The organism is Phocaeicola salanitronis DSM 18170 (assembly GCF_000190575.1).
Taxonomy (GTDB): domain Bacteria; phylum Bacteroidota; class Bacteroidia; order Bacteroidales; family Bacteroidaceae; genus Phocaeicola; species Phocaeicola salanitronis.
In genome coordinates this window covers 288,212-310,348 of record NC_015164.1, presented here as the reverse complement: position 1 = coordinate 310,348, position 22,137 = coordinate 288,212, and the positions used below count along the sequence as shown (strand labels likewise).

Below are 22,137 nucleotides of genomic sequence, written 5' to 3'. Positions count from 1 at the left end.
TCATTAATATCAAAACAATGAAACTCAAGTTCTTGGCGGCATTAGGGTTTATCGCCGCCACACTCTATAGCTGTGATGACGAGACAACAGGAATCGGACAATTCATTTCAAACGAAGAATTCATTCAGGCAAAAGCCGATTCGTATACCGTAGAGACGGAATCGCATTTGCTTGACTCCGTATATTCACGCTCCACCACAGCTTATCTAGGCAAGTTTACCGATGAAAATTACGGCACTTTTACGTCTGATTTCCTCGTCCAGATAAACTGCCCCGAAAACTTCTCATTGCCCGACCGCCTGCAAAGTATCGACGAAGCTACGTTAGGGCTATATTATACAAGCTACTTCGGCGATTCGCTGGCGCCGATGCGTGTACAGGTAGATACATTAACCATGCCTATCCAAGACAACGGGCTGGACAAGAACCTGTATTACACCAACATGGATCCCACGCGCTATTACAACACTCAAAATCCGCCGTTGGCTACAAAAGACTATACAGCCTACGACCAAACGGTCAGCGACTCGCTTCACCAAACATCAGACTATTACAAGCACATTTCCATCGATTTAGGAAATGCATTCTGCGACAACTTTAAAAGCAAGTACGACGTGACCGCCGTGGAAAACGGAGAAACTGTACACCCGTATTTTAAAGACTCCGAATCGTTTATCAACAATGTGCTGAAAGGCTTCTATATACACGTAACAAACGGTGAAGGCTGCATCCTCTACATTTCCGACATCTACCTGCACCTGACGGTTTCCTACATGAGCCGGAACTCGGCAGATACGGCGGACTCATTGGTGACCGCCATTGTGCCGATGACCGCAACCAATGAAGTGTTCATGTCAACCCGTTTCCAAAACTCAGGGCTGCAAAACCTGGTAGATGATCCTACATGCACATACCTGAAGACTCCTGCCGGACTTTGCACGAAAGTGACACTCCCGATAGAAGAGATGTACGAAGAACACCGGACGGACACATTAAACTCCATCTCGCTTTCGTTTACGAAAATGAGAGATCCGAGCACCAGCCCTTATAAGATGGGGACTCCCGCCAACCTGCTGATGGTACGGGCAGATGAGATGAAAAGCTTTTTTGAAAACAACGAAGTATACGACGAGCACACCTCGTTCCTCTCATCATACAACAGCACGGACAACTCCTATTCATTTTCGAAACTCAACCGCCTGATTGCGGCTATATTCAGCGAAATCCGGCCGGAAATAGAAAAGGGTACAGCCCAATGGGAAGCATGGAAAGCAGAACATCCGGACTGGAACAAGATACTGCTCGTGCCTGTTACCACCGAGACGGACTCGCAAGGAAATATCATCGGAATAGGAAATGACCTAAGCGTTAATTCTGCTATGCTGGTGGGAGGAAAAGACCTCAACGAATCTGCCGATGAAAGCGAGAAGATACAAATGGATATCATTTATACGCAACCCAGTCAAGACTAATCCGCACGGCAAAACCGGCACATGAATAAATTGATTATGAATCGTTACTTAATACCCATACGATTATGAAAATAGGGAAATGGATTGGCGGAATCATGGGGTTCATGGCTCTGGGTCCGCTGGGTGCCTTGGCAGGATACGCCATCGGCTCCTTATTCGACAAAGCGAACGATGCGCAAGCGGATTTTGATAACGGGCAAGGAGGAGCCTCCTATACCCATGCAGGCCAGCGCAACAGCTTCCTCTTCTCCATGCTGGTAATGGCTTCATACATTATCCGTGCAGACGGGAAAATCATGCATAGCGAAATGGAGTTCGTACGCCGTTTCCTCCGCACCAACTTCGGAGAAGATGCCGTAAACGAAGGGGAACAAATCCTCCTGAACCTCTTCGAACAACAAAAGCGCATGGATGCCTCCAACCCTTATGCATTCCGCAATACAATTCACGAATGCGGCGCACAAATTGCAGCCAACCTCACATACGGCGAACGCTTGCAACTTTTGGACTTCCTCGCCAAAATCTCACAAAGCGACGGGCATGTATGCCAACAGGAGATAGAAGCCCTGAAAGAAGTGGCACAGGCCATGCAACTCTCCGAAAAAGAAGTGGAATCCATGCTGAACCTCGGAGGTGCCTCGCTTGCCGATGCCTACAAGGTATTGGAAATCGATCCGTCAGCAACCGATGAAGAAGTGCGTGCCGCTTACCGCCGCCTTGCCTTGAAACATCATCCCGACCGGGTAGCGACATTAGGAGAAGACATACGCAAAGCTGCCGAAGAGAAATTCCAACACATCAACAACGCTAAGGAGCGCATCTATAAGGCAAGAGGAATGAAATAATTTGCCGATTTACGATTTAGCGTTTACAAATGCCAATCAGGAGTTAAAAGGGAGTTATAGGTAGTTATCGCCCGCCAGTGCGGGCTGGGAGTTAGATGCCAATACCTTTTGCACCGCTTCTGTAGAGACGATGTGTACATCGTCTTTACTACGTGGCATATACAAAATGCACAAATAAATACCGCGTGAAGTATAACTCCTGAACGAAGTGATAACTCCTGTGAAACATAACTACATTTAACTCCTGATTCGCATTACGAATCAACAAATAAAACCGTGAATAGTAAATCGCTAAATCGTAAATGAAATTACATGAGGAACGAACTCCGACAGGTTATCGGTGATTTCGGTACGGTTCTCACGGATGCCGATACCCGCCGGCTCCCCTCCTATTATCCACGATCCGATAATCGGATAACGTCCGCCATACACCGTAGGCTTCACATACCATTGATACACGTATGCCCCCGTGTTGTAATCGCCTTCTGTTTCGCGCACCAGCGCACGTTCTTCCCAATTGCGGATGTCCACCACGCTCACGTTATGCCCCTCACGGGCAAACACCGGCTTCTTGCAATACACCCCCGACTCCGGACGCGACAAAAAGCAAGGCAATACGTAAGGAGAATCAGGAAACAATTCAAACACCTTCGCTAAAATCGCTTTGTTCGACATCACCAGTTTCCATATCGGCTCTATCCATACCACAGAAGCAAGGCATCCGTCCGGACTTTCATCCGCCATCCACTCCCACGGATATAGCTTGAAACAATGTCCGATACGTTCCCCGCTCGGATCGTAAAAGCATCCGTCCTGCAAATTCATATCGTTCATGTCCAACACACGGGTAGAATACCCGGCTTCCATTGCCGTACTTGCCAAATATTGCAACGTGCCTGTATCTTCATGGTTCTCCAACACTCCGGCAAAATGCACATTGCCGCCCGCAGGGACAATATCTTTCCACGACTGGACCAATCCCTCGTGGATGCCGTTATACTGGTCAAGCTCCGGAAAGACCTCTTCCTTCCATTGCCATTGGATGACCGAAGCTTCCAGCAAAGAAGTGGGCGTATCGGCATTGAACTCCAAAATGCGGGGCACGCCTTTTTCGTCCAACATGAAATCAAAACGCCCGTACAGACTCAGCTCGTCCGCATCCCATGATTCGCGGATACGCCGGCAAACGTCCAAAGGGAGGCGCAAGAAACGCTCCATCCATTCCGGATCCTTTTCGATGATATACCCCGCAGCTTCACAATACATGCGATAGGCTTCTGCCGTAGCTTTCTCCAGCCGTTCTATCTCGTCTGACGTAAACCGGTAATAAGCTTCCTCACGCCAATAATCACCGTGAAAGTCAAACCCCAAAGCCTCTATCTTCTCCCGATAATCTGCACGGGGCGTAACATATTTTCTTTCCATAAATAACTGTTGTATTACCTTATTTTTATGCGTGAACGCCCGAAGAACGGCGCGTAGTGCCGAACACACGCCCGCTCGATTTCGACTTTTCCGTTCTCGAAGAACTTACCTTCACTCCCGAAGGTGCATTGACACGCGTGCCGTTCGCGTCAGTCCACGAACCCGTATTGGGATAATAATAATGAGTCGTCGAAAGCCCGTTCATAGCCGACGGCATCAATGCCCAGCGCATCAACATGGCGTTATAAATCCAGCTATTCCCTTGGTTGTCACGATATTCTTCTTTATCCTCCGGATTCTCGGGCAATTTCGTCGTTTGCGTACAAGCGGCAAGCGTCATCAAGCACATCGCCGCCATCCAATAATGCCTTCTATTCATACTTCTTCACTACATTTTAAATCTATGTTACAAATATAATCTTTTGAAAGCGAAAATGAGATTTTTTCCCTTTTAATTTTGCCGATAGACAAAAAAAAACTTACTTTGCAAGACATAAACCAAACAATCCATCTAAAGACATGAAAGGTATAGTTTTAGCCGGCGGTTCGGGCACACGCCTCTACCCTATCACAAAAGGAGTGTCAAAACAATTGCTGCCCATCTTCGACAAGCCGATGGTCTACTACCCCATCTCCACCCTGATGCTTGCCGGCATACGCGACATACTGATTATCTCCACCCCTTACGACCTTCCGGGATTCCGCCGCCTGCTGGGAGACGGAAGCGACTTTGGCGTACGCTTTACCTATGCCGAACAACCTTCGCCCGACGGGCTTGCCCAAGCATTCATCATCGGTGAAGAATTCATCGGAAACGATTGCGCCTGCCTCGTATTGGGTGACAACATCTTCCATGGGAACGGATTCACCAGCCTGCTGAAAGAAGCCGTACGCACCGCCGAGACGGAAGGCAAAGCTACCGTATTCGGATACTGGGTGAGCGACCCCGAACGTTACGGCGTAGCGGAATTCGACAAGGAAGGAAATTGCCTGAGCATCGAAGAAAAGCCCGAGCACCCCAAATCGAATTATGCCGTGACCGGACTGTATTTCTATCCCAATAAGGTGGTGGACATTGCCAAGCACATCAAACCTTCGGCACGCGGCGAACTGGAAATCACCACGGTCAACCAGACCTTCCTTGCCGCTGGCGAACTGAAAGTACAAACCTTAGGGCGCGGATTCGCATGGCTCGACACCGGTACCCACGACTCACTTGCCGAAGCCTCTACGTACATCGAAGTCATCGAGAAGCGCCAGGGGCTGAAAGTGGCATGCCTCGAAGGCATCGCCCTCCGCCAAGGCTGGATTACCCCCGATAAAATGCGCCAGCTGGCACAACCCATGCTGAAAAACCCCTATGGGCAATACTTACTCAAAGTAATCGACGAAATAGAGCGGACAGGAGAAAGGAACTTGGACTGATTGAGCTTTTGGGAGGGGCAATAAACAACGTCCATACCACCCACAGAGGACACAGTGTAATTTTAATTCCCCTGTGCGTCTCTGTGACCTCTGTGGTGAGATGAATTTTGTACACATATTTAGCGGGGGAAAATTGATTTTCGAAAAATATCCAGAGCAATGATTACTAATTTATCATACTCAGATTATTTAAAAGGTTATCATTACTATCTTCTTGCTTCAATGCAGACAGCTTCGTCTGGTGTAAGATTAATAACAGGGCTGACGCATTACTTAATAGACTAAAAATCAAACTAAGTTTGAAGAATCTCAGTGATACATCCTGTTTACAATAGCTTTTTTCTTTACTTTTGTCCTATATATTCAAGTTAAAAAACATCCAATGGAAATCATCTCAATACTCCGTACAATAAAGGATCCCCGTCGTGATCATTTAAGGGCACACAGTTTCGAGTGTATATTTTATATCGCAATGGCAGCAGTCATCGGCGGTGCGGAAAGCTGGTATGAGGTTGCCGATTTTGGTAAGATGCACGAGTCTTTCTTCCGCTCACGTATAAAGGACTTTAAATGTGTCCCTTCTCATGACACTTTCAATCGTGTATTTTCCCTTCTTTCTCCCAGTGAACTCGAAAATGGCTTTCGTACCTGGATACGTGAGATTTGCGGCAAATACCGTGGTCTTGTATCCATAGACGGTAAAGAGATACGCGGTGCACGTGAAGAGAAGAGTGGCGGCAGTTTTGAATCTCTGCGTATAGTAAGTGCTTGGGCGTCAGCCAACGGTGTCTCTCTAGGCCAGGAAAAGGTAAGTGACAAGAGCAACGAAATAAAGGCAATCCCTTTATTGATAAAGGCTCTTGACCTTGAAGGCTGTATAATTACCATTGATGCCATTGCCTGCCAGCATGAAATAGTAAGTACAATCATCGATGCAAAAGCTGACTATCTTATAAGTGTAAAGAAGAACCAGAAGAAACTTTATGAAACGATAGAAGGTTGGTTCTCTGATATTGACATATATGGAAACAATATTGACGGAATAGGTCATATACCTCAGACAAGATACAGGTACAGCATAACGGAAGAGAGTTCACATGGGCGCTTCGAGAGACGTGTATGTCAGGTATATAACAATGGAGTCCTGTCTAAAGTCTTGAAATGGAAAGGTGTAAACTCAGTGGTATGTTTGACTAATACGAAAAAATACATAAAGTCAGGAAAGACCACAGTGGAGAGACACTACTACATAACATCCCTGCCATTGGATTCTGAACGTATAACTGAAACTATCAGAAGCCATTGGAGTATTGAGAACAATCTTCACTGGCAGCTTGATGTCTCATTCAATGAGGACAGTCAGAAAAAAAAGAAAAATGCGGCACAGAATTTTTCACTACTCAACAAGATTGCCATGACACAACTAAAAAACAACAAGAGAAAAGCAAGCCTTAAGGGTAAAAGAAAAATGGCGGGATGGAGTGATGAGTTTCTTGCAGAACTTTTAGATGCACCATGGCAAAATGATGAAATCAAGTAATGCGTCAGCCCTGCCTATACGCGTTTGCCGCCGCACTTATATCTGTGTGCTGACGCAACCAGCTGCGTTTTAATTCAAAGATACTATCCGGAAAAGCGGTTGTCAAGAGTTTTGGGAATATTACGCAGGGATTTCACACTTTCCCCCTTCGTGTGTAACGTATAGTCAAAGAAAAGGCTTATCTGAAAACGGCAGCAAACAGGCTGAACACGCTTGAGGCAGTAAATACACATTTTAATGCCGCTTAAAGTATAAAATTACTTGCATGCCTCAAGTATTTTGACCAATTTTGCATATATGTTCATAGATAATTTAATGGTTTAGCTAATAAAAATCAACGAGATGCGTAACTTCATTTCAAATATGATGCATCTTTATGAGAAAAAGGAGGATCCCCATGCAAGGAATAAACTTTATCGCCATTGATTTTGAAACCGCTACAAGAAAGCGTGCTTCCATTTGTGAGGCGGGCATTTGTGTGGTGCGCAACGGGAAAGTTGCGGAAACCCGTTCGTGGCTTATCCGCCCCGAAGGCAATTACTACAGTTATTGGAACATGCAGATTCATGGGATACGCCCAAGCGATACGGAAAATGCTCCGGAGTTTCCTGAAATATGGACGAAGATAACCGAGTACTTGGGCGAATGTCCGGTACTGGTGGCACACAACGCCATTTTCGACATCGGGTGCATCCGACACTCGCTGCAATTTTACCACATCAAGAAGCCGGACATCACGTATTATTGCTCGCTTCGTGCCGCCCGCAAGCTTTATAACTTCGATTGCAACAAACTGGATTATCTCTGCGACCAATTCGAGATACCTTACAGACTGCATCACCGGGCGGGAGACGATGCCGAAATGTGTGCACGCCTGTTTCTGAGAGAGATTCGGGATGCCGCAAAATGCGACCACGAGAACATGGATTTCTGCAACGGGAAATTATAACATCCTGTTTGCCGGAAAGGATTATCTTATACCGAAAAAGGATAATCCTCTTTTCTTACCGAGCTATCATGCCCAAAAGATAGGGGTAACCTTGACTTTTTCTTATCTCACTGGCGTATAAATCGAGATTTATACCTAAATTTGCACCCAAATTGATTTATAGGGAAACAACGTGACAAGAAAGAAGAAAGAACTTCCTTTACTGGAAAAGGTAACGATAACGGATGTGGCGGCAGAGGGAAAAGCTGTTGCCAAGGTGAATGATCTGGTCATCTTTGTGCCATACGTAGTGCCGGGCGATATTGTCGATTTGCAAGTCAAGCGGAAGAAAAACCATTATGCGGAGGCTGTAGCCGTAAAGTTGCACGAAAAGTCTCCGATGCGTGTAGAGCCGTTTTGCGAGCATTACGGTGTGTGTGGCGGATGCAAGTGGCAATGTCTGGCGTATGCCGACCAGATTCGGTACAAGCAAAAGCAAGTGTATGACAATCTGACCCGCATCGGGAAAATCGAATTGCCGGAAATCAGCCCCATCATCGGTTCGGAAAAGACGATGTATTATCGCAATAAGCTGGAATTCACATTCTCGAACAAGCGTTGGCTGACCGAAGAAGAAGTAAAGCAGGATGTGAAATACGAGCAGATGAATGCGGTGGGTTTTCATATCCCCGGTGCGTTCGACAAAGTACTTGCCATCGAGAAATGCTGGCTCCAGGATGATATTTCCAATCAAATCCGCAACGCTATCCGCGACTATGCGTACGAACATCAGTATGCTTTTTTCAACCTGCGCACGCAAGAAGGCATGTTGCGCAATATGATGGTACGTACCTCTTCTACCGGAGAGTTGATGGTCTTGTTGCAATGCAAGATTGTGAATGACGAGGAATTGGAGAAAATGAAGGAACTCCTTCAATTTGTGGCAGACAAGTTCCCTCAAATCACCTCCTTATTATATGTGGTCAATAACAAATGCAACGATACAATCGGCGATTTGGATGTATGCGTATTCAAAGGGAAAGACCATATTTTCGAAGAGATGGAAGGGCTTCGGTTCAAGGTAGGTCCTAAGTCTTTTTATCAGACCAATTCAGAACAAGCCTATAATTTATATAAGGTAGCCCGTGACTTTGCCGGATTAACGGGCAATGAGCTGGTATATGATTTGTATACCGGAACCGGAACCATCGCCAATTTCGTTTCCCGTCAGGCTAAAAAGGTAATAGGAATCGAATATGTGCCCGAAGCGATAGAGGATGCCAAAGTCAATTCAGAATTGAACGGCATAAAGAATACCTTGTTTTATGCAGGCGATATGAAAGATATCCTGACCGAAGATTTTATCCGCACGCATGGACGGCCCGATGTGATCATTACCGACCCGCCTCGGGCAGGCATGCATGGCGATGTCATACAGGTGATATTGGCGGCAGAACCGGAACGCATCGTTTATGTGAGTTGCAATCCGGCTACACAAGCCCGCGATTTGCAGTTACTCGATGTGAAATATAAAGTAAAGGCAGTCCAGCCGGTAGATATGTTTCCCCATACGCATCATGTGGAGAATGTGGTATTATTAGAAAAGAAAACTCATTAAAAAAAATAGACGTGGCAAGAAAAAACTCTAAAGCAAACAAGCCTATCATGGCACGTGCTGCTGCGAAATATACGACTTACCGGGTGAGCGAACCGGGCGAATTGATGGAATTCCTGATGAAGAAAATGGCAGGAATCAGCCGTACACGGGTTAAAGCTTTATTGACTAACCGAGTTGTATTGGTAGACAATACGATTCAGACGCTTTACAATTATCCGTTGCAACCTGGCATGTGTGTGCAAATCAGCCGGGAAAAGCACAAACACGAATTCCATCATCCGATGCTGAAGATTTTATATGAAGATGCATACATCATCGTTGTTGAAAAAAAAGAAGGGTTGCTCTCGGTTGCTACAGAACGTCAAAAAGAGCGGACGGCACAACATATATTAAATGAGTATGTAAAACGGATTCATAAAGGGAACCGGATTTATGTCGTCCACCGCCTGGATAGGGAAACATCAGGCATTATGATGTATGCCAAAGATGAAAAAACACAGCATACATTACGTGATAACTGGCACGACCTTGTGCGCGACCGCCGCTATGTAACAATTGTACAAGGAGAGATGGAACAAGATGAAGGCACGGTATGTTCTTGGCTTACCGACCGTAAGCTATACGTAAGCTCCTCTCCGACAGATGATGGAGGCAAATATTCGGTGACTCATTATCACACCATCAAACGTGCCAATGGCTTTTCGTTATTGGAATTGCAACTGGAAACGGGGCGGAAAAATCAGATTCGCGTACACATGCAATCGTTAGGGCATCCCGTGGTAGGAGACGAACGTTATGGATGCGAAATGAATCCGTTGGGAAGATTGGCTCTTCATGCCTTTAAATTGTGTTTTTACCATCCAGTAACACACGAATGGATGGAGTTTGAGACCCCATACCCCACTCCTTTCAAGACATTAATGCTAAAGAAATAGAAAAAAGATTGCCAAAAATTTGCAGGTTACAAGAGAAACCATTACCTTTGCACCGGTTTTAAAAACAGGCATTCGGGGTGTAGCGCAGTCCGGTTAGCGCACCTGCTTTGGGAGCAGGGGGTCGTGGGTTCGAATCCCGCTACCCCGACAAGAGAAAATCAAGGAGTTACGATAAAACGTAGCTCCTTTTTTGTTGTCAGAATAAGGCGGTTTAACCGTGTTTTTTTCTGGCAATACATACTTTGCCGAAGGCTTACAAAAAGTCAACTAATCCACAACAATATGCATGTGAATCAGTTGACTAATTTTGTCTTATTTAAGGGATACCCTCTATTTATCATCGGCATCACATTTTTTACCCATTGTTTTTTCAATCGTTATCGTTATCCATGTCGATGAGATTGAAGCTGGTGTCGAAAGTCAGTTCCCAAAAATTGGTAAGCTTCACTTCGTATTCGTAACGGTCTTTCTCTATTTTTATCACCTTAGCTTCGGGATAGTTACTTTTTACAAACTCTTGAATCTTAGCGGGGACTACAGCTTGTGGCACTGTCATCCGCCGGCAATTGATGTCTTTCCAATTTCCCTTCTTATCAAACTCGACCTTATCACCGTTGATGAACACCACATCATAAGAAGCATCGAGAAATTCTTTTTCCATTTTCACGAAGGCTACCTTCGCATCAGGGAAATTCTGCTTAATAAAGGTTTGGGCTGATGCCGGAAGTTGTTCAAAGGTAATCGGCTTGTCATTGTCTGCCATCGCCACTTGCATCGTAAATAAACTCACTAATAAAAACATCCACTTTTTCATAAGGCTTACTTTTTAAAAGGTTATTACTAATTTTGTTTCATTTAATTTTCTAATGCAAAGCAAGGCAACAAATCTGAAAGAAATTGGGAATCGGAAAGCGAACGACACCAATTAACTTATTTTAATTGATAAAACAATGTCCCTATCCATTCCTTGTCAGAAAGAGCCGGTGGGTAATACAAGCGGGAAGTTCTTCTTGGTAATGCGTCACCATAATCAACGTTTTGTCCTGACGCTCACAAAAAGCCTCAATAATGTCTTTCACCATCCGGCGGTTGTATAAGTCAAGCCCATGAAGCGGCTCATCCAAGATTAGAAGTTCAGGGTCTTTTACGAAAGCACGGGCTAAAAGCACAAGACGTTGCTCTCCACTGGATAACTGAAGGAAGCTACGGTCCTTCAAGTCGAGGATGCCGAAAATATCCATCCACCATTCACACGCTTCCCGTCCGGCTTCGTCTGGTTTCTTATAAAGCCCGATGGAGTCATGCAAGCCGCTTGCCACGATATCGATAGCAGGCAGATTCTTCAGGTATGCCCGATGCATCTCGGGGCTGACATACCCGATGTGTTTCTTGATTTCCCAAATGCTCTCCCCGCTCCCACGTTTCCGTCCGAAGAGCGAAATGTCACACGCATAACTTTGGGGATTGTCGGCGCATACAAGGCTAAGCAAAGTAGATTTTCCCGAGCCGTTATCTCCGCTCAGCGCCCATTTCTCACCGCATCGTACGGTCCAGTCAAGTTCTCTCAATATCGTACGCTCGCCATACCGGATGCTGACCTTGTTCAGGTCGACAATGTGTTCGGTATGGTAGAGATTATCGGTGTAAGGCAGGTTCAAAATGCGCCCACGCTTTTCTTCAGACAATACGTGAGAAGGAATTACAGGACATGACGCTAAATATTCCGAAAGTGTCACTTTTGCTCCACACGTGCGGTCGGACACCGGAATCACGTGAGTAATAAACGAAGGGATATCGTCTGATTTCGAGAGCACGAGGATGATTTGCAAATCGGACATTTCGGTCAACTCCTTCAAGAGAACTTGCAACAAATCACGCGTCTTTGCGTCCAGCCCGATAAACGGATTGTCCATAATCAGCACACGCGGATGGCTTAATAGAGTCTTTGTCAACTGAAATTTCCGAAGTTCCCCGCTCGAAAGAAGGATAATATGCTTGTCGAGCATCGCTTCCACCCCGAACAATCCAAACAAGGCACGTTTCAAGTCTTCATCCTTACACTCCGGAAGTAGGTCACGCACCACGGGCGTATCGTCTACATCATGTGCATTCCACCGTTGTTGATAATAATACGTGGCATCCGAGTCACCATACGAATCACGGAAAGTTATGTACTTAATGTTGTCAGATACCATTTTCGATGCCGAAGGCGAAAAGTCATACTTCACTTCATTCGCGTCCAAGAGCGGATAACGTCCCGTGAGAGTGTCTACCAGAAGACTCTTCCCGCCTCCGTTAGGTCCCACAATAGCAATGTGTTCATCTGCCCCCAATTGCAAGTTGATAGGTTCCCGCAAGCGGTATGCCGGATGCCGGGTAACACCATTTTCAATCGTAATAATATTTTGCATTGTCTGCTGTTTTATTTTTTATATTTATTGATGGATAATCGTAGCCGAACGCGGATGTACTACCAATTGGGTTCCCGTTACCGTCCCCAATCCCATAACTAAATCGATTTTACCGCCTTGGCACACAATCCAATATTTTCCGTCAGGTATATCGACCTTAACCGGTTCTGTACGTGCATTCAATACTACAATAGTATTCAGCCACGAATCCCCGCACGGATTTCCTTTCAGGCGAAAAGCCACTACCCCCACAGCCTGCACTGGAAGAAACTCCAAATATGTACGCACCAATTCGGCATCGCCCATGCGGAAAGCAGGATGCGCCTTACGCATCGCAATCAGCCCTCGATAATAATCGAAGACCTCACGATAAAGCATCTTATTATGCCAATTGATTGCATTGACCGCATCTGGCATATTATACGGATTCGGAGCACCTTTCCGGTCACGAAGGAACTCGTCTCCGGCAAAGAGGAAAGGAATGCCTTGCGAAGTAAGAATGGCCGTTGCCCCCAACTTCTGAAGCGCACACAATTCTTGTACGGAAGCACCCGGCAAAGTCACTTTCAAGCGGTCAGCCAGACACAAATCATCGTGACAACTCACATAGCTGATGAATTGCATAGGAGAAAGCGGAACAGAATCATTGGAAGTCAAAGAATATACACCTCCCGATAAACCGAAACGAATCCCCCGCTCATATCCTGGACGTCCAATAAGAAACGCACCTTTCTCATCGTTTCCGAAAGGACCGCGCAAGCTATCACGAAACTCATCCCGAAAAACCGCTATCCGAGGTATCTTACTTACATTCGCCTTTGTAGCAAGCAAATCTGACGGAAACTGGGGAACGGATGCCGACCAGCCTTCACCTCCCACATATATAGTAGGATCGATACGGTCAAGGGCACGGCGCACGGCATTCATCGTCTCAATATCATGTAAGCCCATCAAATCGAAACGGAAACCGTCAATATGATATTCTTTCGCCCAATAGCATACCGATTCTACGATGAACCTGCGCATCATCGCCCGCTCGCTGGCAGTTTCGTTCCCACATCCCGAACCGTTGGCAAAATTCCCGTCTGCATCCTTACGATAGAAATATCCAGGAACGGTACGTTCGAAGATACCGCCGTGTGTAGTGAACGTATGATTATAAACCACATCCATGATTACCCGGATACCCGCCTTGTGCAAAGCTTGCACCATTTGCTTGAATTCACGGATACGTATTCCCGGTTCGAATGGGTCGGTTGCATACGAACCTTCAGGTACATTATAGTTCTTCGGATCATACCCCCAATTGTATTGAAGCCTTTCTGGCTTAGTCTCGTCTATCGAAGCAAAATCCGCCACAGGCATCAATTGCACATGGGTTACGCCCAGTTCCTTCAGGTGGGCAAGCCCTGTCCGTTCTCCCGTCCACGTATGTGTACTGTCTTCTGCCAATGCCAAATACTTACCCCGATGCTTCATTCCTCCCACGGTATCGGCGGAGAAATCGCGCAAATGCATCTCGTAAATCACCATATCCGAGAAACTTTTCATCGGCGGACGCTTGTCTTGCTTCCATCCTTCAGGGTCGGTCTCCTGCATATCAAGGATAGCAGCCCGATTTCCATTCACACCTACCGCCTTCGCCCACAATCCGGGTGTATCACCTTGCCAGGCACCATCTATCCGCACATTAAAAGCATAAAAATATCCTTTCAGGTCGCTTTTCACCGATACCCTCCACATCCCGTTTCCTGCAGGTTGCATATCTATCATCCATTTGGCAGCGCCTCCCTGCCCCGTTTCATAAACCAATACCCGAACAGCTTGAGCCGTAGGTGCCCACAAAGCAAAATCGGTGCATTCAGGGGTATATGCCATCTCTTCCCATCCCCCTTCATACACCGGATATTCATCGAAAGAAGCGTACGAAACGGAATGCGGACGGCAAGCGGAAATCAACGTGGCAAGTATTCCCATCAGCAATGTCGTTTTAATATTCATTGTCATTATTGTTTTTCACCACAGATTGCACAGATTCATCCATCCATTAATAGGTGTGTAATCTGTGATGAACCCATCAATTTCATTTCACAATCTTCTCAGGATGCTTGCGAATATAGTCTTTCCACCCCGAATAAGCATCGGGAAGCGACGGGCGTCCCATCTGCAGATAATGGCAATAGGCGGCGCCTAAAGCATCGGTGGCATCCATGAAAGGTCCCATTTCCGAATCGGGGATATGAAGCATCCGTTTCAACATACTCGCCACCTGCTCCTTGCTTGCTTGCCCGTTTCCCGTTATTGCCATCTTTATTTTCAAAGGCGCATATTCTGTTACCGGAATATCCCGGCACAAGGCAGCCACTATCGCCACTCCCTGCGCACGTCCTAACTTCAGCATCGACTGGACATTCTTACCATAAAAAGGAGCCTCGATAGCAAGCTCGTCGGGCAAATACGAAGCAATGACCCCCTGCACCCGCTGGTAAATATGTTTCAGCTTCAAGTACGGGTCTTCACACTTGCGCAGGTCTATCACCCCTAACGTCATCACCTCAGGCTTGATACCGGTAATTTTCAGCACCCCGTACCCCATAATATTCGTACCCGGGTCGATACCCAAGATAATCTTTTCCTTTACGGGCTGTATCACGCAATGACCTCCATCAAGGTGGGGAAACCTATCACCTTGTCTTTAAACGTTTTCATCAATTCATCGTTCAGGCGCGCCCCAACCTGTGTGTGCCAACGGTGAAGCGCAGCACTATCTTCCACTTCCCACTGCATAGAGAAGCACTCGCTGTCCTGCTCCTTATGGCTCAAGATACGTAAGACACGTGGATTTTTCAACTCCCCCGATTTCTCCGCTTCGGGTATATAGCACTCGTGAAGCCAGATGACGAAATTGCGTGCGTCCGCCAGCTCCACGTGATAAGTCGTATTGTAAATCAGCATAGTTCCTCCTAATTATAAATCAGCTCAAATACATGCACTCACCTCATCCGCCAACCGGTTGGCATCTTCCATGCTTCCGGCTTCTGAATAAACACGGATAATCGGTTCGGTATTACTCTTACGCAGGTGTACCCAACCGTCGGCGAAATCGATTTTCACCCCGTCTATATCGTTCACTTCCTCCTTACGGTAGGTTTCCTTCACCTTTTTCAATATCGCATCCACATCCGTATCCGGCGTCAGGTCAATGCGTTTTTTTGCCATGCAATACTTCGGATAAACGGCACGAAGCTCACTCGCCTTTTTCCCTTCGTGCGCCAAATGGCTTAAAAACAAAGCGATGCCTACCAACGCGTCTCTGCCATAATGCGCTTCCGGATAAATCACACCTCCATTGCCTTCGCCTCCAATTACCGCATTCACCTCTTTCATTTTGGCAACAACATTCACTTCACCTACAGCCGAGGCATAATATTGCATGCCATAGTTATTGGTCACATCACGCAAAGCGCGTGTAGAACTTAAATTCGACACCGTATTGCCCGGCGTGTGCTTCAATACATAATCTGCCACAGAAACCAACGTATATTCTTCGCCAAACATTGTCCCGTCTTCACAAATCATCGCCAAACGGTCTACGTCCGGGTCCACCACGAAGGCCACGTCATTTCCTCCCTCTTTCATCAGATTCATGATGTCTCCCAAGTTCTTTTCCAAAGGTTCCGGATTATGCTGGAAGTCTCCTGTCGGCTCGCAATACAACTTCCGGACATGCTTCACGCCCAGACGCTCCAACAATTGAGGCAAAATGATGCCTCCTACCGAATTGACACAATCGATAGCGACACGGAAACCGGCTTTGCGGATAGCTTCCACATCAACCAAATCCAACGCCAATACGCGTTCGATATGCTTCTCATTATAGCTCAAATCTTCGGTATAGCTCCCCAAGCGGTCGATACCGGCATACTCAAAAGCTTCAGCTTCCGCCATGCGCAGAACCTCCTGCCCTTCTTCCGCATTCAAGAATTCGCCCTGCCCGTTCAGCAATTTCAATGCATTCCATTGCTTCGGATTATGGCTTGCTGTCAGGATAATGCCTCCACACGCCCCTGCCATAGTCACGGCAAGCTCGGTGGTCGGTGTAGAAGCCAAACCGATATCCACGACATCAAATCCCATGCCCATCAACGTGCCGCATACCAAACGGCGCACCATTTCACCCGATACACGCGCATCACGTCCTACGATAATCCGATTACTTTTCACAAAAGAAATGCGGCGAATCAATGCCGCATAAGCAGAGGTGAATTTTACAATATCCAGCGGGGTCAACCCTTCGCCCGCATTGCCTCCGACCGTTCCTCGAATGCCGGAGATTGATTTTATCAGAGCCATTATTTTCCTAAATTATAAGTGATTTCATAATAACACGGATATACCGCCTGAGAAGCGTCATACGTTCCCTCCGCATGCGGAACAATCAGGCGCACACGGGCAACGTCCGTAGAGGATGACGTGCGCGAAGGCTTGATATACTTCAACGGCAATAGCCATCCCGAAGGCACTGAAGTAGTTTCGTAAACCGCATACATAATATAGCTGGCCGAAAAAGCCGCCGAGTAAGAATCTCCGCTAATGGTCACTTTATACTCCTCCGGATGCAGCATATACATCGGCAAAGACCATGACGAATCCACAATGTAAAGCGGATAGTTGTACAGCTTCATATTCCCCGTCAGGGTATCTCCCAAGCTGAACATATCGCCCCGGTCTTGCATCGCGATCTCGTAATAGCGCGAAAGAATCGAATACGAGCCGTCCGGCAAAACCGACTCGCCTTTGCCCTTTTCCACAATATTCATATATACACCGCTTTCCTCGAACAAGACAAACTGATTGTCTGTTGTCATTGTATCCTGCGCGTAAAACTCCCTCTCGCTTATTATATCATAGTCATGTGAAGCAATCCAAGAATCAATCGCGTTCAATTCATCTTCTCGATATTCTGCATACGTCTTGCCGTTATTGCAACTCGGCAAAAACAAAGCGGCAAAAAACAATGCCGCAAGCACTTGTCTGACCTGTTTCATCTTTTCTCTAAATTTATGACGGCAAAAATAATAAAATGCCTTTATATACGCCAACTGTTTGTGAGTTTTTAAGTTTTCATCGCCTCTATTTTATATTGAGGACGCTTAAGCCTGCTTAGAAGCTGTTTTGAATTTCTCCAAAAAGTTTTTCTTGGCTTGATGCATCCGTTTTCGTGTGTGCTTTGGGCGATTTTTTGGTCCTTTCCGCTCCTGTTCTTCGTCAGATAGCCCGCTATCTTCCTCATCACAGAAGCGAAAATGCCTCAAAAACTCATCCCAAATCAGCGCACGATAAATTCAAAACAGCTTCTAAATTTTTCCGATAAGCAACGTTATATTTGCCTGGACATTTGCGGCGGCACACGCAACTATCTGCATCGGGCTACGCATATATATCCGAGAGGAAATGCACATATATGAGATAACATGCTTCTTTTGAACATCTTTGAACAATTCAAAACTGTTTCTTAAAACAAGTTTTTCTCTTTGTGCTTTCAAGAATTAATTGTATTTTTGCGCAGATTTTACATACGCTCTAAAAATTACTTACTTATTCGTCTCATATAATATATGTAATAAGAATAAACAAGCAATGTTGGAGCACACTTTGACACGAAAAATTAACGAATTTATATTATCCATTTAAATTTACAACTATGCTAATAGCCGTTGACTTTGATGGAACCATCGTAGAACACAAATATCCGGCAATCGGTCCTGAAATCCCGTTTGCTATCGAAACTTTAAAGAAACTGAAAGCCGAACGGCATAAGCTCATCCTCTGGAGCGTACGTGAAGGCAAGCTATTGGAAGAAGCCGTTGAGTTCTGCCGGCAACGTGGATTGGAGTTCTATGCCGTCAACCGAGACTACCCCGAAGAAGAAAAAGGACAAAACAACCACTACTCCCGGAAGCTGAAAGCAGACTTGTTCATCGATGACCGGAACTTGGGAGGACTACCCGACTGGGGAACTATTTATGAAATGGTTACAAAAAAATTGTCATACGAAGACTTGCTCGACAGATACGAAAACGATACGGAGCCGGAAGATAATAAGAAAAAAGGACTTTTCGGAAGGCTTTTCAGATAAGATAAAACGACAAGAGATAATCAAGTGATTCTTTAATAAACACTAAATGCTGAAGTTTTTATCCGATGCATTTAAAATTTACAAACCCAAAACAAATGAAACTGAAAACCATTTTTTTCGCCCTAACTGTAACAGTTCTCTCTGCAGGATGCACTTCTTATAAGAATGTGCCTTATCTGCAAGACCCGCAGATAGTGAACGAATATGGAAAAGAAATTCCTCTTTACGATGCCCAAATCATGCCGAAAGACTTGTTAAGCATCACGATTAACACAACCGACCCACAGGCTGCCGCACCATTCAACCTGACGGTGCAAACCCCTTTGAATGCAGCTCTGACTAACATCAACACGACTACACAACCTACCCTCCAACAATACCTGGTAAGCAATGAAGGCGACATCGATTTCCCGGTATTGGGACGCCTGCATGTAGGAGGGCTTACGAAAAACGAAGCGGAAAACCTGATCCGCGAACGGCTGAAACCTTATCTGAAGGAATCTCCGATTGTAACCGTACGTATGGCGAACTATAAGATTTCGGTATTGGGCGAAGTAGCACGCCCCGGCACATTCAATGTCAGCAATGAAAAAGTAAACGTGCTCGAGGCACTTGCCATGGCAGGAGATATGACGGTATATGGTGTAAGAACCAATGTAAAACTGATTCGTGAAGAAGCGGACGGAAAACGCGAAATCATCGAACTCGACCTGACCAAGAGCGACATCGTGCTCTCGCCTTACTTCTACCTCCGCCAGAATGACATCCTTTATGTAACGCCCAACAAGACCAAGGCAAAGAACTCTGATATCGGTAATACTACAACTACCATTATCTCTGCAACCTCCATCTTGGTATCTATCGCCAGCTTGTTAGTCAATATACTGAAATAAACAACTTAAAAAGAACTCAACTTAAGAACTTAAAAACTTAAGAACTCAAAAACGTATGGAAGAACAAAATTTCAACGAACAGAACAGTGAAGAAACGATAAACCTGTATGCCATATTCTTCAAATACCTTGCCTATTGGCCCTGGTTTGTAATCAGTGTGATCGCATGCATGATATTGGCATTCCTTTTCTTGCGCTACCAACAACCTGTATACAACATCACAGCAGCTGTATTGATTAAGGAAGAGGAACAAAAGGGTGGAAATTCGGCCGCATCTCCTTTAGCCGCCATTCAGGATTTAGGCATGTTCTCCATGACCAACAACTTCGACAATGAAGTGGAAATCTTACATTCGCGCACCCTTATCAAAAAAGCGGTAAACGAACTCCGATTGTATACAACTATAGCAAAAGACCGTATTACCGGATACAACATCCCGCTCTACCGGACTTCCCCCGTAAACGTATTCATGACTCCCGAAGAAGCCGACAAGCTGGAAGCTCCTGTCAAGTTGAAAATGAAATACACTCTTGACGGAAAGCTGCATGTGCATGCCAAATACGTTATTGACGAAGAAGGAGATGAAGAAGAAATAGAAAAAGAATTCGACCGGTTACCCGCCATACTTCCTACACCGGTAGGCGTCATTAATTTCTCTAAAAACGATTCTCTACCCGAACCAATGGAAGAAGACGTAAAATTAATGGCATATATCAGTTCTCCTACCGTTACGGCACAAGATTATATGGAAAACCTTACGGTAGAAGCAACATCGAAAACCACAACAATTGCACAAATCAGCGTACAAAATACAGACAAACAACGAGGCATTGACTTCGTAAACTGTCTGGTAGCTTTCTATAATCAGGATGCTAACGACGAAAAGAACGAAGTGGCTCAGAAAACTGCAGAATTCATCGAAGAACGCATCAGCATCATTAATCGGGAATTAGGAACAGCAGAAACAGAACTGGCTGATTTTAAACAACGTTCAGGACTGACAGACTTAACCAGCGATGCAAAACTAGCCTTGGAAGAAAGTTCCAGATACGGACAACAACGTATGGAAAACGCGACTCAAATCCAATTAGTGGAATTTTTGCGTAACTACATCAACGACCCCAAAAACGATGATGAAGTGATTCCTTCCAATGTGGGATTGCAAGACCAAAACCTGACTTCCGCTATCGACCAATACAATGCGATGATTGTCGAACGGAACCGTCTGTTACGTACCTCCTCAGAAAGCAATCCAGCCGTAATCAATATGAATACAGGCATCGAAGCGATGCGCCATAGCGTTCAAACTACGGTCGAGAGCGTACTGAAAGGACTGAATATTGCAAAAAGCGACATCGAACGCCAAGCCCGCAAATTTGAAGGCAGAATCAGCAATGCGCCAATTCAAGAAAAAGAATTCCTAAGCATCGCTCGCCAACAGGAAATCAAAGCCGCACTCTATACCATGCTTTTACAAAAGCGGGAGGAAAACGCCCTCACGCTTGCCGCTACGGCAAACAACGGGCGTATCATCGAAGATGCATTGGCTGATAAAGACCCTGTTTCTCCCAAGAAAAAAATTATCGCTTTAGCCGCACTGATATTGGGATTAGGCATTCCGGTCGGCATCGTATATCTGCGTGACTTGTTAAAATACAAGATAGAAAACCGAGAAGATGTAGAACATATCACAGACGTTCCTATCCTCGCCGAATTGCCCCGTTGCAAGAAACCGGAAAAAGGAGCCGTAGTAGTGCGTGAAAACAAAAACGACATCATGGAGGAAACGTTCCGTGGCTTACGTACGAACCTGTTGTTCATGTTAGGGAAAGACCAAAAAGTGATACTTTTCTCATCTACCCAACCGGGAGAAGGAAAATCATTTGTGGCGGGAAATACCGCTGTCAGCCTTGCTTTCTTAGGAAAAAAGACCATTATCGTAGGTATGGATATCCGCAAGCCCGGTCTGAACAAAGTGTTCAACCTTTCACGACGTGCCGAAGGCATCACCAACTACCTTGCCGATCCGGAACATGTCAACATATTCGATATGGTCCAGACTTCTGATATCAGTCCGAATCTGGATATCCTTCCCGGAGGTCCCGTACCTCCCAACCCGACCGAACTGGTGGCTCGGGATGTACTCGACCGTGCTATAGAACTACTCAAACAGCGGTATGACTACATTATCTTAGATACCGCCCCTATCGCAATGGTTACAGATACGGCAATTATCGGACGTGTAGCGAATTTATGTGTCTATGTCTGCCGCGCAGATGTCACTCCCAAGGCAGGATACCGCTACATCAATGTATTGCGCGATGAAAAGAAATTCCCCAAACTAGCAACCGTCATCAATGACATCGACATGAGCAAACGCAAGAATAGCTACGGCTATGAATATGGAGCCAAATATGGCTATGGCGGAAAAACATACGGTTATGGATATGGCTACGGATACGGGTATGACGAAGGAAACAAGAATAAAAAAGATAAAACAAAGTAA

General features: G+C 45.7%; 19 protein-coding genes and 1 tRNA gene. 11 read left to right on the top strand and 9 right to left on the bottom strand.

From position 1 onward, the window contains the following. The first annotated feature begins 17 nt into the window (after nucleotides 1–17). Together BACSA_RS01345 and BACSA_RS01340 are read left to right on the top strand one after the other, a co-directional pair. Entirely contained in the window at nucleotides 18–1,472 is a 1,455-nt protein-coding gene (locus tag BACSA_RS01345) for a DUF4270 domain-containing protein (protein ID WP_013616330.1), read from the top strand. A 65-nt stretch (nucleotides 1,473–1,537) separates the two neighbouring features. Beyond that, entirely contained in the window at nucleotides 1,538–2,317 is a 780-nt protein-coding gene (locus tag BACSA_RS01340; protein WP_013616329.1) for a DnaJ domain-containing protein, read from the top strand. 291 nt (nucleotides 2,318–2,608) lie between these two features. Here the strand turns inward: BACSA_RS01340 and BACSA_RS01335 are convergent, their stop codons facing one another. Continuing rightward, on the bottom strand, nucleotides 2,609–3,742 hold the full coding sequence (locus BACSA_RS01335; RefSeq protein ID WP_013616328.1) for a glutathionylspermidine synthase family protein: 1,134 nt from the start codon (nucleotides 3,740–3,742) through the stop codon (nucleotides 2,609–2,611). Between the two features lie 25 nt (nucleotides 3,743–3,767). Further along, the gene (locus BACSA_RS01330) at nucleotides 3,768–4,121 is read right to left on the bottom strand and encodes a hypothetical protein (protein ID WP_013616327.1); all 354 of its coding nucleotides are present in this window, start codon (nucleotides 4,119–4,121) and stop codon (nucleotides 3,768–3,770) included. Nucleotides 4,122–4,261: 140 nt separating this feature from the next. Here BACSA_RS01330 and rfbA point away from each other — a divergent pair, with 140 nt between their 5' ends. The 6 genes from rfbA (at nucleotide 4,262) to BACSA_RS01300 (ending at nucleotide 10,336) form a co-directional block, all read left to right on the top strand. After that, nucleotides 4,262–5,167, top strand: coding sequence for a glucose-1-phosphate thymidylyltransferase RfbA (gene rfbA / locus BACSA_RS01325; protein ID WP_013616326.1), 906 nt, complete (start codon nucleotides 4,262–4,264; stop codon nucleotides 5,165–5,167). Between the two features lie 382 nt (nucleotides 5,168–5,549). Further along, on the top strand, nucleotides 5,550–6,707 hold the full coding sequence (locus tag BACSA_RS01320; protein ID WP_013616325.1) for an ISAs1 family transposase: 1,158 nt from the start codon (nucleotides 5,550–5,552) through the stop codon (nucleotides 6,705–6,707). 397 nt (nucleotides 6,708–7,104) lie between these two features. Continuing rightward, the gene (locus BACSA_RS01315; protein ID WP_013616323.1) at nucleotides 7,105–7,656 is read left to right on the top strand and encodes a 3'-5' exonuclease; all 552 of its coding nucleotides are present in this window, start codon (nucleotides 7,105–7,107) and stop codon (nucleotides 7,654–7,656) included. A gap of 172 nt (nucleotides 7,657–7,828) precedes the next feature. Beyond that, nucleotides 7,829–9,253, top strand: coding sequence for a 23S rRNA (uracil(1939)-C(5))-methyltransferase RlmD (rlmD, locus tag BACSA_RS01310; protein WP_013616322.1), 1,425 nt, complete (start codon nucleotides 7,829–7,831; stop codon nucleotides 9,251–9,253). Nucleotides 9,254–9,300: 47 nt separating this feature from the next. Then, nucleotides 9,301–10,188, top strand: a complete 888-nt coding sequence (locus tag BACSA_RS01305) for an RluA family pseudouridine synthase (RefSeq protein ID WP_394358877.1) — start codon at nucleotides 9,301–9,303, stop codon at nucleotides 10,186–10,188. Nucleotides 10,189–10,261: 73 nt separating this feature from the next. Then, nucleotides 10,262–10,336 (top strand) — tRNA-Pro (locus BACSA_RS01300). Nucleotides 10,337–10,558: 222 nt separating this feature from the next. Here the strand turns inward: BACSA_RS01300 and BACSA_RS01295 are convergent. The 7 genes from BACSA_RS01295 to BACSA_RS01265 form a co-directional block, all read right to left on the bottom strand. Then, nucleotides 10,559–11,002 carry a PepSY-like domain-containing protein gene (locus tag BACSA_RS01295; RefSeq protein WP_013616320.1) on the bottom strand — a complete coding sequence of 148 codons (444 nt, stop codon included), beginning with the start codon at nucleotides 11,000–11,002 and terminating at the stop codon, nucleotides 10,559–10,561. Between the two features lie 142 nt (nucleotides 11,003–11,144). After that, the gene (locus BACSA_RS01290; protein ID WP_013616319.1) at nucleotides 11,145–12,599 is read right to left on the bottom strand and encodes an ATP-binding cassette domain-containing protein; all 1,455 of its coding nucleotides are present in this window, start codon (nucleotides 12,597–12,599) and stop codon (nucleotides 11,145–11,147) included. A 24-nt stretch (nucleotides 12,600–12,623) separates the two neighbouring features. Beyond that, the gene (gene pulA, locus BACSA_RS01285; RefSeq protein WP_041583822.1) at nucleotides 12,624–14,600 is read right to left on the bottom strand and encodes a type I pullulanase; all 1,977 of its coding nucleotides are present in this window, start codon (nucleotides 14,598–14,600) and stop codon (nucleotides 12,624–12,626) included. 82 nt (nucleotides 14,601–14,682) lie between these two features. Beyond that, nucleotides 14,683–15,252: a crossover junction endodeoxyribonuclease RuvC gene (ruvC, locus tag BACSA_RS01280; RefSeq protein WP_013616317.1), complete on the bottom strand. Its 570-nt coding sequence runs from the start codon at nucleotides 15,250–15,252 to the stop codon at nucleotides 14,683–14,685. Continuing rightward, a complete protein-coding gene (locus BACSA_RS01275; RefSeq protein WP_013616316.1) occupies nucleotides 15,249–15,554 on the bottom strand; it encodes a DUF4286 family protein in 306 nt (101 codons plus the stop codon). The genes ruvC and BACSA_RS01275 overlap by 4 nt, the downstream gene beginning before the upstream one ends. Before the next feature lie 24 nt (nucleotides 15,555–15,578). After that, the gene (glmM, locus tag BACSA_RS01270) at nucleotides 15,579–16,952 is read right to left on the bottom strand and encodes a phosphoglucosamine mutase (RefSeq protein ID WP_013616315.1); all 1,374 of its coding nucleotides are present in this window, start codon (nucleotides 16,950–16,952) and stop codon (nucleotides 15,579–15,581) included. After that, on the bottom strand, nucleotides 16,952–17,647 hold the full coding sequence (locus tag BACSA_RS01265; protein ID WP_041583821.1) for a DUF4827 domain-containing protein: 696 nt from the start codon (nucleotides 17,645–17,647) through the stop codon (nucleotides 16,952–16,954). The genes glmM and BACSA_RS01265 overlap by 1 nt, the downstream gene beginning before the upstream one ends. Nucleotides 17,648–18,303: 656 nt before the next feature. On the opposite strand from BACSA_RS01265, the gene BACSA_RS01255 reads away from it, so the two are divergent. From BACSA_RS01255 to BACSA_RS01245, 3 genes are all read left to right on the top strand, one after another. After that, nucleotides 18,304–18,738 (top strand): BT0820 family HAD-type phosphatase, encoded by a 435-nt coding sequence (locus BACSA_RS01255; protein ID WP_013616313.1) that lies wholly within the window; start codon nucleotides 18,304–18,306, stop codon nucleotides 18,736–18,738. A 95-nt stretch (nucleotides 18,739–18,833) separates the two neighbouring features. Next, a complete protein-coding gene (locus BACSA_RS01250; RefSeq protein WP_013616312.1) occupies nucleotides 18,834–19,631 on the top strand; it encodes a polysaccharide biosynthesis/export family protein in 798 nt (265 codons plus the stop codon). A gap of 55 nt (nucleotides 19,632–19,686) precedes the next feature. Continuing rightward, the gene (locus BACSA_RS01245; protein WP_013616311.1) at nucleotides 19,687–22,137 is read left to right on the top strand and encodes a GumC family protein; all 2,451 of its coding nucleotides are present in this window, start codon (nucleotides 19,687–19,689) and stop codon (nucleotides 22,135–22,137) included.